General features: G+C 73.9%; 15 protein-coding genes. 8 read left to right on the top strand and 7 right to left on the bottom strand.

Annotated features, from left to right (window positions below):
* Positions 1-180: 180 nt before the first annotated feature.
* From ACFYMM_RS11160 to ACFYMM_RS11145, 4 genes are all read right to left on the bottom strand, one after another.
* Entirely contained in the window at positions 181-1,389 is a 1,209-nt protein-coding gene (locus ACFYMM_RS11160) for an NAD(P)/FAD-dependent oxidoreductase (RefSeq protein ID WP_388385563.1), read from the bottom strand.
* Between the two features lie 163 nt (positions 1,390-1,552).
* Positions 1,553-2,527 (bottom strand): sigma-70 family RNA polymerase sigma factor, encoded by a 975-nt coding sequence (locus tag ACFYMM_RS11155; RefSeq protein WP_388385562.1) that lies wholly within the window; start codon positions 2,525-2,527, stop codon positions 1,553-1,555.
* A 77-nt stretch (positions 2,528-2,604) separates the two neighbouring features.
* Complete coding sequence (locus ACFYMM_RS11150; protein WP_388385561.1) at positions 2,605-3,042, bottom strand: malic enzyme-like NAD(P)-binding protein; 438 nt, start codon at positions 3,040-3,042, stop codon at positions 2,605-2,607.
* A 10-nt stretch (positions 3,043-3,052) separates the two neighbouring features.
* Positions 3,053-3,589, bottom strand: coding sequence for a hypothetical protein (locus ACFYMM_RS11145; protein ID WP_388385560.1), 537 nt, complete (start codon positions 3,587-3,589; stop codon positions 3,053-3,055).
* A gap of 416 nt (positions 3,590-4,005) precedes the next feature.
* On the opposite strand from ACFYMM_RS11145, the gene ACFYMM_RS11140 reads away from it, so the two are divergent.
* From ACFYMM_RS11140 to ACFYMM_RS11125, 4 genes are all read left to right on the top strand, one after another.
* Complete coding sequence (locus tag ACFYMM_RS11140) at positions 4,006-4,209, top strand: cold-shock protein (protein WP_388385559.1); 204 nt, start codon at positions 4,006-4,008, stop codon at positions 4,207-4,209.
* Positions 4,210-4,387: 178 nt separating this feature from the next.
* Entirely contained in the window at positions 4,388-5,893 is a 1,506-nt protein-coding gene (locus tag ACFYMM_RS11135) for a DEAD/DEAH box helicase (protein WP_388385558.1), read from the top strand.
* 130 nt (positions 5,894-6,023) lie between these two features.
* The gene (locus ACFYMM_RS11130; RefSeq protein ID WP_388385557.1) at positions 6,024-6,347 is read left to right on the top strand and encodes an SCO5918 family protein; all 324 of its coding nucleotides are present in this window, start codon (positions 6,024-6,026) and stop codon (positions 6,345-6,347) included.
* A gap of 96 nt (positions 6,348-6,443) precedes the next feature.
* Positions 6,444-7,448: an NAD-dependent epimerase/dehydratase family protein gene (locus ACFYMM_RS11125; protein WP_388385556.1), complete on the top strand. Its 1,005-nt coding sequence runs from the start codon at positions 6,444-6,446 to the stop codon at positions 7,446-7,448.
* Here ACFYMM_RS11125 and ACFYMM_RS11120 read toward each other — a convergent pair.
* Complete coding sequence (locus tag ACFYMM_RS11120) at positions 7,445-8,551, bottom strand: sensor histidine kinase (protein WP_388385555.1); 1,107 nt, start codon at positions 8,549-8,551, stop codon at positions 7,445-7,447. The two genes, ACFYMM_RS11125 and ACFYMM_RS11120, sit on opposite strands and share 4 nt — an antisense overlap.
* Positions 8,552-8,553: 2 nt before the next feature.
* A complete protein-coding gene (locus ACFYMM_RS11115) occupies positions 8,554-9,288 on the bottom strand; it encodes a response regulator transcription factor (protein WP_388385554.1) in 735 nt (244 codons plus the stop codon).
* A 122-nt stretch (positions 9,289-9,410) separates the two neighbouring features.
* Between ACFYMM_RS11115 and ACFYMM_RS11110 the strand changes: the two genes are divergently transcribed.
* The 3 genes from ACFYMM_RS11110 to ACFYMM_RS11100 are packed head-to-tail and all read left to right on the top strand — an operon-like array spanning position 9,411 to position 11,508.
* Positions 9,411-10,133 (top strand): glycosyltransferase family 2 protein, encoded by a 723-nt coding sequence (locus ACFYMM_RS11110; protein ID WP_388385553.1) that lies wholly within the window; start codon positions 9,411-9,413, stop codon positions 10,131-10,133.
* Positions 10,130-10,765 carry a DUF2064 domain-containing protein gene (locus tag ACFYMM_RS11105; RefSeq protein ID WP_388385552.1) on the top strand — a complete coding sequence of 212 codons (636 nt, stop codon included), beginning with the start codon at positions 10,130-10,132 and terminating at the stop codon, positions 10,763-10,765. Before ACFYMM_RS11110 ends, ACFYMM_RS11105 begins: the two co-directional genes overlap by 4 nt.
* Positions 10,762-11,508, top strand: coding sequence for a class I SAM-dependent methyltransferase (locus ACFYMM_RS11100; RefSeq protein WP_388385551.1), 747 nt, complete (start codon positions 10,762-10,764; stop codon positions 11,506-11,508). The genes ACFYMM_RS11105 and ACFYMM_RS11100 overlap by 4 nt, the downstream gene beginning before the upstream one ends.
* Positions 11,509-11,824: 316 nt before the next feature.
* Here the strand turns inward: ACFYMM_RS11100 and ACFYMM_RS11095 are convergent, their stop codons facing one another.
* Positions 11,825-13,084 carry a molybdopterin-dependent oxidoreductase gene (locus ACFYMM_RS11095; protein ID WP_388385550.1) on the bottom strand — a complete coding sequence of 420 codons (1,260 nt, stop codon included), beginning with the start codon at positions 13,082-13,084 and terminating at the stop codon, positions 11,825-11,827.
* A 197-nt stretch (positions 13,085-13,281) separates the two neighbouring features.
* Here ACFYMM_RS11095 and ACFYMM_RS11090 point away from each other — a divergent pair, with 197 nt between their 5' ends.
* Entirely contained in the window at positions 13,282-14,613 is a 1,332-nt protein-coding gene (locus ACFYMM_RS11090; protein WP_388385787.1) for a hypothetical protein, read from the top strand.
* The last annotated feature ends 121 nt before the right edge of the window (positions 14,614-14,734 follow it).

Here is a 14,734-nt window from a genome sequence, read left to right as displayed (position 1 = left end):
GGCTCTCCAAACTGGTTGCGGTCGGACCGGCGGTCAACGGCCCGACCACGAGTCTCTTCCGACCCGGCGTCCCGGCTCATCAGGGAACGGCCCCGAGTCGACCCTGATCGCACCCCGACAACTGACTGCGGGTCAGACCGTCGTCCTGCCGCCGGTCCCAGGCGACCGTCCAGCCGCCGGTCAGGCCGCCGTACCCATCGCCGAGTCGGCGCGGCTCGGCTCGCGCACGACGGCGCGGCGCCGGGTCGGGATGCCGAGCGTCGGGTTGGCGACGCCCCAGGCCGCTCCCTTGCAGACCAGTTCCTTGTAGACGGCGGCGAGCCGGCCCGTCAGCGCCGCCCGGACGGGCCGGTCGTCGGCGGTGACGTACTGGATCAGGCCTTCCTTGCGCCCCAGCGAGACGCACTGGTTGAAGTAGCGGAGCGGAACGTTCGGGAGCTTCCCGCCGGTCAGGCGTGCCGCGATGGCGTCGGCGGCCTGCCATGCGCTGGGGGTGCCGGAGGCGCAGGACATCCGCAGCGGCTTGCCGCCGGGGCCCGTCGCCACGGCCGCGTCGCCGATGGCGTACACGTCCGGGTGCGAGAGCGAGCGCATGGTCCCGTCGACCACGATCCGGCCGGCGCCGGTGACCTCCAGGGTGGTGGCCCTCGCGATCGGGTGGACGGCGAAGCCGGTGCTCCACACGGTGACCGCGGCCGGGATGCGCCCGCCGTCGGCGGTGGTGACGTGGTCGGCGTCGACGGCGGTGACGGTGGTGTGCTCGTGCACGGTGACACCGAGCCCGTCGACGACCTTCCGCAGATGCCGGCGGCCCTTGGGCGAGAGCCAGTCGCCGAGGCCGTCGCGGGCCACGAGGGCGACGTCGAGATCCGGGCGGGCCTCGGCGATCTCGGTCGCGGCCTCCAGACCGGTGAGACCGCCGCCGACCACGACCACGGGCTGTCCGGCGGCCAGCCGGGACAGCCGTGCGCGCAGCCGGAGCGCTCCGGGACGGCCGGCGATCTCGTGGGCGTGCTCGGCGACGCCGGGGACCCCCTGGTCGCTCCAGCCGCTGCCGAGGGCGTACACGAGGGTGTCGTACGACAGCTCGCGCGCCCGCTCCTCGGGGCCGTTCACGTCGAGGACGGCGACGGTCCGGCGGTCCACGTCGACGGCGGTGACCTTCGCGAGCCTCAGTTCGACGCCGGTGCCCGCGAACATCTCGGCGAGGGGCCGGGGCGGGAGGTCCTGGCCGACGGCGAGCTGGTGCATCCGGACGCGCTCGACGAAGTCGGGTTCGGCGTTGACGAGGGTGATGGAGACATCCGCGCGGCGAAGCCTCTTCGCGAGGCGCCCGGCGGCGATGGCTCCGGTGTAACCGGCTCCGAGGACGATGATGCGGTGCTGCATGTCGCGCTCCTGTCTTCAGCCCTGTCTTCGGCGGGTTCGCCCCTTGAACCGGACGGCCCGCCGTTTCCTGACAGGAACGCGATGTGAAGCACCTCACACCGGAGCGCCTGACACTGAAGCACCTCACACCGAAGCGCCTCACATCACTTCGGATCCCCTCGGATCAGAAGGCGAGGAGCAGGGGTTCCCCGTGGTCCGTCGCCGCCCACCGCTCAGTCGCGCGTTCGAGCTTGTCGGGGTTGACCTGGTTGCGGAACGCGGCGATGCCCTCGGCGGTGATCTCCAGGCACATGACGCCGACGACCCGGCCGTCGACGACCGCCACCAGGGCGGGGCCCCCGTTGGCGGTCGTGGCGTAGACCTCGGGCGAGCCGCCGACGTGGGCCTGCTTGGCCTTGCTCGGTTTGAACAGGCCCCGCATGAACTTCGCGACCGCGACGGCGCCCTCGAACGCCTTGGCGCGGGCCGGAACCTTCCCGCCGCCGTCGCCGATCGCGACGGCGTCCTGGGTGAGCAGTCGCACCAACGGCTCGGTCCGGCCGCTGGTGGCGGCCGCGAGGAACTCGTCGACGATCCGCCGGGCGGCGGCCTCGTCGATCTCCGTGCGGCCCGTGCCGTCCGCGCCCCTGCCGCCCGCGACCCGCCCCTCGGCCACATGCTTCTTCGCACGGTGGAAGATCTGCTGGCTGGCGGCCTCGGTGAGGTCGAGGATCTCGGCGATCTCCCGGTGCGGGTAGTCGAAGGCCTCCCGCAGGACGTACACCGCCCGCTCCTTGGCGGAGAGCCGCTCCAGCAGGGTGAGGACCGCGTACGAGACCGATTCGCGCTGTTCGGCGGTGTCGGCCGGGCCGAGCATCGGGTCGCCGGCGAGCAGCGGCTCGGGGAGCCACTGGCCCACATAGGTCTCGCGCCGCGCGCGGGCCGAGGTGAGCTGGTTGAGGCACAGGTTGGTGAGCGCCTTCGTCAGCCACGCCTCGGGGACCTCGATGCGGTCGACGTCCGCGGCCTGCCAGCGCAGGAACGTCTCCTGCACGGCGTCCTCGGCCTCGCTCGCGGAGCCGAGGAGGCGGTAGGCGATGGCCTCCAGACGGGCCCTGGAGGCCTCGAACCGGTCCACGTCCTTCATGGTCAGGGCCATGACCAGGATCCTAGACCTGTCCGGCGTCCGGACCTGTCCGGCGTCCGGACCTGCCCGGTGTCCGGACCTGCCCGGTCTCAGCTGTACTCGGGCTGCCACATGGCGTCCTGGACCTGCTGGATCACGTCGTCCAGGGCGGTCCGGGCGACGCCCTCCTCGGCGGCGCGGCGGGCGACGGCCGCCGCGACCACGGCCGACGAGGCGCGCAGGTTCTCCACCTCCGGCAGCAGGGCGGCGCCGGGCTCCGACAGGTCGGCGAGGCCGGCGACGGCTTCCGCCGCGGCCCGGAGCATGCCGTCGGTGATCCGCGCGGCGCGGGCCACCACCGCCCCGAGCCCCAGTCCCGGGTAGACGAGGGCGTTGTTGGCCTGGCCGATGACGTACGTGGTGCCGTCCAGCTCCACCGGGGGCACCGGGATGCCGACGGCGACCAGGGCCTTGCCCCCGGTCCACCGGAGCACGTCCTCCGGGCTGGCCTCTTCGGGGGAGTCCGCCGATATGTGGACCGTGGTCACCTCGACCGGGTCACCGTCGCCGAGGTTCGAACGGGACCGGCGGGTCCAGGTGGATCCTGACGTTGACCGAGCCGCCGACCGAGCAGGCGACGGCCGTGGGGTCGTCGGGTACGCGTCGCAGCCCCCTGCCCTCGATGGTCCGCATGCCCCTGGACGCCGACCCCACCGATTCCCGGGGCAGCACGACCTCCCCGAGGAACCCGGTGCGCAGCGCGACGACGGAGGACGAGATCACGTGGGGGTGCCGAGCCATGGCCGCCAGGACGCTGAAGCCCAGCTGGATCGGCCCCACCTCCAGGACCGCGTGGTAGGGCCGCGCGGGCGGCGGGACGATGTCGGAGACGAGGAAGGCCAGGGGGACCTCCGTCAGCGTCAGGACCACGACCATCTGACGGACCTCGGCGGAGTGCCTGATCCGTACCGCGTGGTCCGCGCCGTACCTCAGGGGCCGCCGCAGGATCCACGCCCCGAGGGACCCGGACAGCAGCACCGCCCGGTCCCGCAGGGGCGGTTTCGGTGTGACCGCGACTTCAACTCCCGTACCCACCAAGGACTCCCCCCTTTTTTTCCATGCGTCTAAGCAGCGGTGTCCCGGGCGCCGGACGCCGTGCGGTGATCCTCCGGTCGATGTGGCCTTCGTCTCGGCGGGGGCGGCCGACGCGTGCGCCGGGCCTGCGTGCGCCGGGCGGCGCGCTTCGGTCGGGGGGCCGTACCGGCAGGTCACGACGGTGCGGCCGGGAAAATCGAACGGGAGGAAATCGGCACGGGAAACCGGGAATATTCCCACTTCCCCCGGCGGAAACAAGTTATTTCGCCGCACCCGGCCGAGCACGCCGTGCTACTGTCGAAGCAAGTTGCAGTTGTGGTTGCCAAAAGGTTCATTTTCCGACGGGCAGATCATCGCGGCGACACGGGGCCCGCACAGGGCGGACTCCGAGCACCGTTTTCCGAAGGAGAAATGACATGGCTACTGGCGTAGTGAAGTGGTTCAACGCCGAAAAGGGCTTCGGCTTCATCGCGCAGGACGGCGGCGGCCCCGACGTCTTCGCCCACTACTCCAACATCGCCACCCAGGGCTTCCGCGAGCTGCAGGAAGGCCAGAAGGTGTCGTTCGACATCGGCCAGGGCCAGAAGGGCCCGACCGCCGAGAACATCGTCCCCGCCTGACACCGGCGCTGACGCGTACTTCGCAGCTGGGGCCCGCACCTTGGGGTGCGGGCCCCAGCTCGCTGCATTTTCAGGGCACTTCGACCCTGACATATCCGGCTCGTTCTCGCGATTCTCTGCGCCGTTCCTCCTGCTGCGGAAATTCCTTGATACGCGCCCGCATCAAGGAAGGTTCCACATGAACCGCGCACGCACCCCACGCGCCGCACGCACGGCACGCACAAACCGCACATACGATCGCTTCGCGGGTTCCGCCGCCAACCGTTCCGGCGCTTCCGGCCGTTCCAGGAGTAACACAGGCCGCCGGGCCGCGCCGCAGGGCGAGTTCACCCTCCCCGAGACGATCGCGCCCGCCCTGCCGGCCGTCGACTCGTTCGCCGACCTCGCCCTGCCGGCCCCGCTGCTGGCCGCGCTCGCCCACGAGGGCCTGACCGTGCCGTTCCCCATCCAGGGGGCGACGCTGCCGAACTCCCTGGCCGGCCGTGACGTCCTCGGCCGGGGCCGCACCGGTTCCGGCAAGACCCTCGCCTTCGGCCTCGCCGTGCTGGCCCGTACGACGGGACGGCGGGCCGAGCCCCGGCGGCCGCTGGCCCTGGTCCTCGTGCCCACCCGGGAACTCGCCCAGCAGGTCACCGACGCGCTCACCCCCTACGCCCGCGCCGTACGGCTGCGCCTGGCCACCGTGGTCGGCGGGATGTCGATCGGCAGGCAGGCGAACGCGCTGCGGAGCGGGGCCGAGGTCGTCATCGCGACACCGGGGCGGCTCAAGGACCTCATCGACCGGGGCAGTTGCCTGCTGGACGACGTGGGCATCGCCGTCCTCGACGAGGCCGACCAGATGACCGACATGGGCTTCATGCCCCAGGTCACCGCGCTGCTCGACCAGATGCGCGGCGACGGCCAGCGGATGCTCTTCTCGGCCACCCTGGACCGCAACGTCGACCTGCTGGTCCGCCGCTACCTGTCCGACCCGGTGGTCCACTCGGTCGACCCGTCGACGGCCGCGGTCAGCACGATGGAGCACCACGTGCTGCACGTGCACGACGCGGACAAGCAGCGCACGACCACCGAGATCGCGGCCCGCGACGGCCGCGTGATCATGTTCCTGGACACCAGGCACGCGGTGGACCAGCTGACCCGGCACCTGCTGGGCAGCGGCGTCCGGGCCGCCGCCCTGCACAGCGGCAAGTCCCAGCCGCAGCGCACCCGGACCCTCACGCAGTTCAAGAGCGGGCAGGTGACGGTGCTGGTCGCGACGAACGTCGCGGCGCGCGGGATCCACGTCGACAACCTCGACCTGGTCGTCAACGTGGATCCGCCCGGTGACCACAAGGACTACCTGCACCGGGGCGGCCGTACCGCCCGGGCCGGCGAGTCCGGCAGCGTCGTCACCCTGGTGACCCCCGGCCAGCGCCGCTCCATGAACCGGCTGATGGCCACGGCCGGCATCACTCCGCAGGTCACTCCGGTCCGTTCGGGCGAGGAGACGCTGAGCCGTATCACCGGCGCGCAGGCGCCGTCCGGCGTCCCCGTCGTCATCGCCGCGCCCCCCGCGGAACGTTCCCGCCGCGCCGGGGCCCCCGCGTCCCGGCGCGGTCGCGGCCGGACCGGTGCGGGCCAGACCGGTGGGGAGGCGGCGCGGCGCGGATCGCGACGGCAGTCCGCCTCCGGTGCGGCGGCCTGAGGCCGTGCGCCCGGCCACAGCCCGCGGCTGTCCGTGACAGCCCCCTGTACCCGGACCAGGTCCCCTGTACCCGGACCAGGTCCGGCTGCGGGACGTCAGCCCGCTGCTCCCCCTCCCCCTGTGAGGCATCATGCGCTGTGTCATCGCCCGGTACCCGTTCGAGCTGACCAAGAACGGGGTGCTGGACTCCATGAAGGGCGTCACGCCCGAACCGATCACGGGTGAGTCCGTGACCATCGGCCGCCGCCGCTACCCCGTCAAACAGGTGGGCGAGGTCGTCACCCGGCAGGACCGCCGCGACTTCACCAGCGGCGAGGTCACCCGGGCCATGATCCGTCTCGGTTTCACCTGCCACGCCCAGCCCGGGCCGGAGCCGGAGCCCCGGGCCGCCGCCTCCGCCGACTTCTGGTCCCGGCCGGAACCACTCGACGCGGTCGCCCAGCCGGAGGTGTGAGGACACCCGCGGGTCTGCCGGGTCCGGTCCTTACGGAGTCGTGACGTGCGGGCGCGGCCGCGTCCGCCGGCGCCGTCGCGGGCCTAGCGTGACGGCATGCGTGTACTGGTCACCGGCGGTGCCGGGTTCATCGGGTCCCATGTCGTCGAGGCGCTGGCGGCGAGCGGGCACGAGCCGCTCGTGTACGACGTACGGGCCGATCCGGGTGACGACGTGCGCAACCCGCCGGCGGTCGGCCGGGCACTGGCCGGTGTCGACGCCGTCTGCCACCAGGCCGCGATGGTCGGGCTCGGCAACGGGGTCGCCGACGCCGCCGAGTACGTCTCCCGCAACGACCTCGGTACGGCGGTCCTGCTCGCCGCCATGGCGGAGGCGGGCGTACGGCACCTGGTGCTGGCCGGGTCGATGGTCGTCTACGGCGAGGGCCGGTACGAGTGCGCACGGCACGGGGTGGTGCGGCCGGGACCGCGCGCGGTCGCCGACCTGGACACCGGCCGGTTCGAACCGGCCTGCCCGGTGTGCGGACGGGACCTCCTGCCGGGGCTGGTCGGCGAGGACGCGCCCGTCGACCCCCGCAACGTGTACGCCGCGACCAAACTCGCCCAGGAGCACCTGGCCGCCGCCTGGGCCCGCGCCACGGGCGGTTCGGCGGTGTCGCTGCGCTACCACAACGTGTACGGCCCCCGCATGCCCCGCGACACCCCCTACGCCGGGGTCGCCTCCTTCTTCCGCTCGGCGCTCGCCCGCGGTGAGGCGCCCCGCGTGTTCGAGGACGGGCGGCAGCGGCGCGACTTCGTGCACGTGCGGGACGTGGCGGCGGCCAACGTCGCCGCCCTGGAGGCGACGGCGGGCCCCGGCGCCCTCACGGTCTACAACACCGGCAGCGGTGAGCCGCACACGGTCGGCGAGATGGCGCGGGCGCTGGCCGCCGCGTACGGCGGACCCGAGCCCGTCGTCACCGGCGAGTACCGGCTGGGCGACGTACGGCACATCACCGCGGACTCCGCGCGCCTGCGCGGAGCGCTGGGCTGGCGGCCCGAGGTCGGCTTCGAGGCGGGCATGCGCGAGTTCGCCCGTTCCGAACTGCGGGAACTCGCCTAGGCGACGGGCAGCGTCACCTCGAAGCGGCAGCCGCCGGGGATGTTGCGTACGGTCGTCCGGCCTTCGTGCGCCTCCACGATGCCCCGGACGATGGCGAGGCCGAGGCCCGCGCCCGCCGGGGGCGTACGGGCGTCGGTGCCGCGCCAGCCGGTGTCGAAGACCCGCGGCAGGTCCTCCTCCGGGATGCCGCCGCAGCCGTCGGTGACCGACAGGACCACGCCGTCGGCGGACCGTTCGGCGGCGACGGCGACCGTGCCGTCGGCGGGCGTCCGGCGGATCGCGTTGACCAGCAGGTTCCCGAGGACACGGGTCATCTCGCGGCCGTCCACCTCGACCGGTACGGGTTCGACGTGGTCGCCGACCAGCCGCACCCCGTGCTCCCGGGCGAGCGGGTCCGCGCCCGCGAGGGCGTCGCCCACCAGGTCGTACAGGGAGATGCGGGAGGGGCTCAGCGCGAGGGTGCCGGCGTGGATGCGGGAGAGTTCGAACAGGTCGCCGACCATGTCGTTGAGCCGCTCGACCTCGGTGCGGATCTGCTTGAAGTAGCGGTCGGGGTCGGCGGCCACGCCGTCCTCCAGGGCCTCCGCCATGGCGCGCAGGCCGGCCAGCGGGGTGCGCAGATCGTGCGAGATCCAGGCGACCAGCTCCCGCCGGGACGTCTCCAACGCCCGCTCCCGCTCCCGGGATTCGGCCAGCCGGGCACTGGTGGCCGCCAGCTCGCGGCTGAGCGCGGCCAGTTCGGCGGTGGCCGGTTCGGTCGGTGCCGTGAAGTCGCCGCCGTCACCGAACGAGCGGGCCGCCACGGTCAGTTCACGGCTGCGGGCCACGACCCAGCGGCCCAGCAGCAGCGCGGTCGCCAGGGACACCACGGCCGCCATGGCGACCACCGTCGTGACGACACTCAGGTCGTGCGGCGAGAGGAACATGGCCCACGCGACGGCCAGCGTGCCCGCGAGCATCGCGAGGACCCCGACGGCCGCCACCACGGTGAGCGAGGCGGTCAGCGAGCGGCGCCGGATCAGCCGGAGCGCGCCCGCTCCGGCCAGGCCGGTGGCCACCGCGCCCGTGAAGGCGTAGAGGGCGATGAGGAAGATGTCGCGCATGGTCAGCCCTCCCCGGTGGCGTCCGGCTCGAAGCGGTAGCCCACGCCCCACACCGTCTGGATCAGGCGCGGCCGGGCCGGATCGTCCTCGACCTTGCCGCGCAGCCGGCGGATGTGGACGGTGACGGTCGACAGGTCGCCGAAGTCCCAGCCCCACACCTCGCGCATCAGGTCCTCGCGGCTGTACGCCCGTCCCGGGTGCCGCAGGAAGAAGGAGAGCAGGTCGAACTCGCGCAGGGTCAGGGCGAGCGCGGTGCCGTTCCTGGTGGCCCGCCGGGCGGCGGGGTCCAGCGTCAGGCCGCCCGCGCTCAGCGGCCGGGCCGCGCCGGCCGGGCGGGTGCGGCGCAGCACCGACTCCACGCGCAGCACCAGTTCGCGGGGGCTGAAGGGCTTGGTGACGTAGTCGTCGGCACCGACCTCCAGGCCCAGGATGCGGTCGTCCTCGTCACCGCGGGCGGTGAGCATGATCACCGGTACGGGACCGCGGGCGCGCAGCCGGCGGCACACCTCCAGGCCGTCCATGCCGGGCAGCATCAGGTCGAGGACCACCAGGTCGGGCCGGTGTTCCACGGCGCGGGCGAGGGCCGCCCGGCCGTCGTCGGCCCGGTCGACGACATAGCCGGCGCGGTCGAGGTATCCGGCGACGACCTCGGCGACGGTCGGATCGTCGTCGACGACGAGGACCCGGGCGGACCGCTCGGCCCGTCCCGCCGGTTCGGGCTCGTGGAGCTGCTGCATGTCTCCAGCCTGGCACCACGGCGCCGTGGAAACCGTCGCCGGGCGCCGTGCGGGCCCCGACGTCCGCGTTTCGTAAGGAACCGAAGTCCGGTATGCGGCATTCGCGTTCGTAGGGTGAGACCGTGACCGTCTCACCATCACCGCAGGACGTCGACGTCGTACTCCCCTGTCTGAACGAAGCCGGGGCACTGCCCTGGGTTCTCGAACGGATTCCGGCCGGATGGCGCGCCATCGTCGTCGACAACGGATCCACCGACGGCTCGGCCGAGGTCGCCCGCGCGCTCGGCGCGACCGTCGTGCACGAGCCGCGCCGGGGGTTCGGCGCCGCCTGCCACGCCGGGCTGACCGCGTCCGACGCCGACATCGTCTGCTTCTGCGACTGCGACGCCTCCCTCGACCCCTCGCTCCTCGCCCCCTTCGTGCGCGAGGTGCGCGAGGGCGGTGCCGACCTGGTACTGGGCCGGCGCCGGCCGCGCGGCCGGGGCGCGTGGCCGCTGCACGCCCGGGCGGGCAACCTCGCGCTCGCCCGGATGCTGCGCCGCCGAACCGGGCTGCGGCTGCACGACCTCGGTCCGCTGCGCGCGGCCCGCCGCGAACCGCTGCTCGCCCTCGGCCTCACCGACCGGCGCAGCGGTTACCCCCTGGAGATGGTGGTACGGGCCGCCGACGCCGGCTGGCGGATCGCCGAGCACGACGTGCCGTACCTGCCGCGCACCGGCGCCTCCAAGGTGACCGGCACCTGGCGCGGTACCTGGCAGGCGGTACGGGACATGAGCCACGTGCTCGCCGAACCACCGGCCGGTTCCCCGGCCGGGCCGCCGGCCGCCGGGAGGGCCGTACGGTGACCTCGACGACCTCGACCACCCTGCTCGTCATCGCCAAGGAACCCAGGGCCGGGCGGGTCAAGACACGGCTGACCCCGCCGTTCACACCCCGGCAGGCGGCGGAACTCGCCGAGGCCGCGCTCGTCGACACCCTGCGCGCGGTGGCCGCCACGCCCGCCGTACGGCGGGTTCTCGTGCTGGACGGGGCGCCCGGCCGCTGGCTGCCGCCCGGGTTCGAGGTGGTGCCCCAGTGCGCGGGCGGCCTGGACGAGCGGCTGGCGGACGCATTCGCCCGGTGTGCCGGCCCGGCCCTGCTCATCGGCATGGACACCCCGCAGGTGACTCCGGACCTGCTCACCGTGGACTTCACCGGCCACGACGCGTACTTCGGCGCGGCCGAGGACGGCGGGTTCTGGGCGCTCGGGCTCGCCGAGCCCGATCCGGCCCTGCTCCTGGGCGTCCCGATGTCGACGCCGGTGACCGGCGAGGTGCAGCGGCGGCGGCTCGTCGCGGCGGGCCTGCGGGTGCGGGACCTGCCCCGGCTGCGGGACGTCGACACGGCGGCGGACGCCCACGCCGTGGCCGCACTCGCCCCGGGCGGCCGGTTCGCCGCCCGGCTGGCCGAGTGCGCGGCGACGGGGACCGGCCGGTGAGCACCACGGTGCCCCCGTGGGCCGCCGCCGGCCCCTACGCGGCCGCCCTGCACGCCGGGCGGGGTCCGCTGTTCCTGCGCCGGGACGACGGCTGGCTGCTGCCGCTGGAGGTGGAGCGCTGGTGCGCCCGGCCCGACGCGGCCGACCTGGACGTCCTGGACCGCAGCGAGGGCACCGTGCTGGACGTCGGCTGCGGTCCGGGCCGGCTGGTGGCGGAACTCGCCGCCCGGGGCCGTACCGTCCTCGGCATCGACGTCAGCGAGGCCGCCGTGGAGCACACCGTACGGCTGGGCGGACAGGCGCTGCGCCGCTCGGTCTTCGAGCCGCTGCCCGGCGAGGGACGCTGGGACACCGTGCTGCTCATGGACGGCAACATCGGCATCGGCGGCGACCCGCTCGCGCTCCTGGACCGGGCCGCCGGGCTGCTGCGCCCGGGCGGTCTGCTGATCGCCGAGACCGCCCCGGTGGACGTCGACGAACGCGCCCGGGTGGAGGTCGTCGACGTCCTCCACACCGGTGGCTCCGGGGGCGGCTTCCCGTGGGCCCGGCTCGGCACCCCCGCGCTGCTCCGCTACGCGCGGGGGTGGGCGGGGGCCGGTCAGTGGACGGCGGGCGGGCGCCGCTTCGTCGCCCTGCGCACCCGCAGCGCCAGCAGCAGCGCCGAGCCGCCGAAGAGTACGGCGGTGATCAGCAGCCAGCGGGTGAGGAACCCGTCCGCCGACAGCCCCGTGGCGATCCGGTAGCGCTCGTCGACCATCCCGCCGATCAGCGGGAACCACACGAGCAGCAGCAGTCCGGACAGGGCGGCGGGGACCCGGACGTACATCACCCACTCCCGGCGGCCGGCCGCGCCGAGCCCGCGCGCGACCGCCCGGTCCACGGCCGCGTACAGGGGCAGCAGCACCAGGTCGTGCAGCAGGGCCGCCCCGACGAACCAGAGCGCCACACCGAACCAGTCGCCGCCCACCAGACGCAGGCCCGCGTAGGCGGCGAGCGCGAACGAGCAGCCCAGCAGCAGGAGTTGGAAGGGGTTGCCGACAGGCGGGAAACGCGGGCGCATCACAGGTCTCCGAAGGTCAGCCGGGCCACCCACTTGGTGTTGAGCACACCGGGCGCGGCCGGCACGATCACCCGCGCCGGGTAGCCGTGGTCGGGGGACAGGTCCTCGCCGTTGACGTACAGGGCGAGCAGGGAACGCGGGTCGGCGACCTGGTTGGCGCGCAGGGCCGCCCGCCGGAACGCCCCGCGCCGTTGCAGGGACTCGACGAACACGTCCGGCGGATCGGTCTCGTATCCGACGAGCGCCGCGAGGTCGCGCAGCCGCACCCCGCGCCACCACTGGTCGGCCGTCGACCAGCCCTCGACGCAGGCGATGGGCAACGCCGAGCTGTGCAGGGGCAGTCGGAGCAGGTCGGCGCGGCCGAGGCGGACCGTGCCGGTGCGTCCGGTGACGACGAGCCGCCACGCCTCCTGCCCGGTCTCGACCGGGTCGATCCCCGCGTAGACGGCCGTCTTGTTGATCTGGAAGCCGTTCGGTCCGCCGCCGGGGTCGGGTCCGCCGTGCGGCGCGAGCAGGGCGGTGCGGCGCAGCGCGCCCCCGATGCTCTGCCCGGCGGTGGTGACGAACAGCAGCAGCGAGGCGCCGCCGACGAACCGGAGTGCGCCCCGCCGGGAGACCGTCGGCGCGTCGGGCCGGGGGGACACCAGCCCCGGCTCCCCTTCCGGCGACCGCGGTTCACCGGGGGTCCGCCGCTCGCGGACGGTCCGTAGGGCCGCGGGCGTCTTGAGTACGGCGTGTGCGACGAACGCGGCGAAGAACACCCAGGCGCCGTAGAAGTGCAGGGGGTAGAAGGAGCCGGGGAAGAGGTAGTCGAGCTGGACGTTGAGGACTCCGGTCGTGAACTCGAACAGTGCGCCGCCGACCAGCAGCAGCAGCGAGATCCGTTCCAGGGCGTGGGCGAGCGAGCGGGCCGGCGGCAGCGCGAACAGCTTCGGCACCACCGACCACAGCTTGGCCAGCAGCACCGGGATCAGGGCGATGCCGAGGGTGACGTGCAGGCCCTGGGTGAGCCGGTACAACCAGTACGGGTCCGTCGGCCAGGCGAAGAGATAGAAGCCGAGGACGCCCTTGTCCGGGGTCTGGTCGTTCACCGGCGACAGGTCCGGGTTGTAGGCGGCGTACGACACCAGTCCCGTCACGAAGAGCACCGTGATGCCGACGAGCAGCACGAGGCCGAGCACCGAGGTGAACCAGGGGCCGCGCAGCGGGCTGCGCCAGAAGCCGGGCGAGGAGGGAAGCCGGGGGTCGTCGTCTCGCATGTTCCGACCGTAGGCCGGGACCGCCCCGGGAAAGGGCCAGCGACCCATGACGAAACGCTGACGTCCGCCCGCCGATCCGCCTCATCACCCGGTCGCCGACCTAGCGTGCCGGTGTGACCCGCGCTTCCCTCCGTGACCCGCACGACGGGCATGACCAGCACGGCCGGCACCCCCGTCACGACGGCGGTCACGCCGACCTGTGTGCCGCCGTGACCGCAGCCCTGCTCGTCCTCGCCGCCGTGCTGGTCGGCCGGCACATCCAGGACACCCGGCACACCCTCTTCGTGCACTGGCCGCCGCTGTTCGCCGACTGGGACCCGCACCTGGGGCCGGGCACGCCCGCCGCCGTACTGGTGGCGGTCGCCGTGGTGGCGTACGGGCCGGCCGTCGCCGCCCGGCTGCCGTGGCGGACGCTGCTCGTGGCGGCCTGGGGCACGGCGCTGGCCTGGACCTGGTCGCTGGCGCTGGTCGACGGCTGGCGGCGGGGCGTGGCCGGCCGGCTCACCACCACCAACGAGTACCTCACGGTCATCGGCCGCTTCCACGACATCCCCGCCGCCCTGCGCGACTTCACCCACCACATCGTGAGCGGCACCCCGGCCCCCTGGCCCGCCCACATCGCCGGGCACCCCCCGGCGGCCACCCTCACCTTCGTCCTGCTGGACCGGATCGGCCTGCGGGGCGGCGGCTGGGCGGGGGCCTGGTGCGTCACCGTCGGATCGACGGCCTGTGTGGCCGTGCTGGTCACGGTCCGGGCGCTGGCCGACGAGCGCCTGGCGCGACGGGCGGCGCCGTTCCTGGCACTGGCCCCGGCCGCCGTGTGGGTGGGCGCCTCGGCCGACGGGTACTTCGCGGCGGTGGCGGCGTGGGCGGTGGCCCTGCTGGCCGTGGCCCTCACCAGGCGTTCCCTGGCGGCGGCGGGAGGCTCCGGCCTGTTGTACGGCCTGACCTGCTACCTCTCCTACGGCCTCGTGCTGGTCGCGCTGATCGGCGCGGCGGTGCTGCTGCTCGGCCGGCGCGCGCTGCGGGAGCGTCCCCTTCTGCTGCTGCCGCTGCTCGGCGCCACCGCTGTCGTACCCGCCGTGTTCACCCTCGCCGGGTTCGACTGGTGGGAGGCGTACCACCTGCTGGTCAAGCGCTACTACCAGGGCGTGGGCGGCATCCGGCCCTACGGCTACTGGGTCTGGGCCAACCTCGCCTGCACCGTGATCATCACCGGCCTCGCGACAGCGGCGGGCCTACGGCGCACCGCCACGGCCCTCCTCCGCCGGCCCCGTCCGGCTCCGTCCCCGCACGACACGGACCGCACCGCCGACGCGCGTCTCGCGCTGGTGGTGTCCGCCGCCCTGCTGGCCCTGCTGATCGCCGATCTGTCCGGCATGAGCAAGGCGGAGACGGAACGCATCTGGCTGCCGTTCGCGCTGTGGCTGCTCCCCGCGTGCGCCTTCCTCAGCCGTCCGCGCGCCTGGCTGACCGCGCAGGCGCTGCTCGCCCTGCTCCTCAACCATCTGCTGTTCACCGGATGGTGAGCCGGAGCTGACCTCAGGGAGCGGGGTTGAGGGGGTCGTCGACGAGGCCGGCCAGGCGGTCGGCCTCGTCCGACGGATCGAGGGCGAGATCGAGGTCGTCGGCGGCGGCGGCGGTCAGGGC

The sequence above is a fragment of the Streptomyces sp. NPDC006739 genome, from assembly GCF_042869815.1.
Classification (GTDB): domain Bacteria; phylum Actinomycetota; class Actinomycetes; order Streptomycetales; family Streptomycetaceae; genus Streptomyces.
The sequence above is the reverse complement of the archived record's forward strand: the minus strand, read 5'-3'. Positions and strand labels throughout refer to the sequence as shown.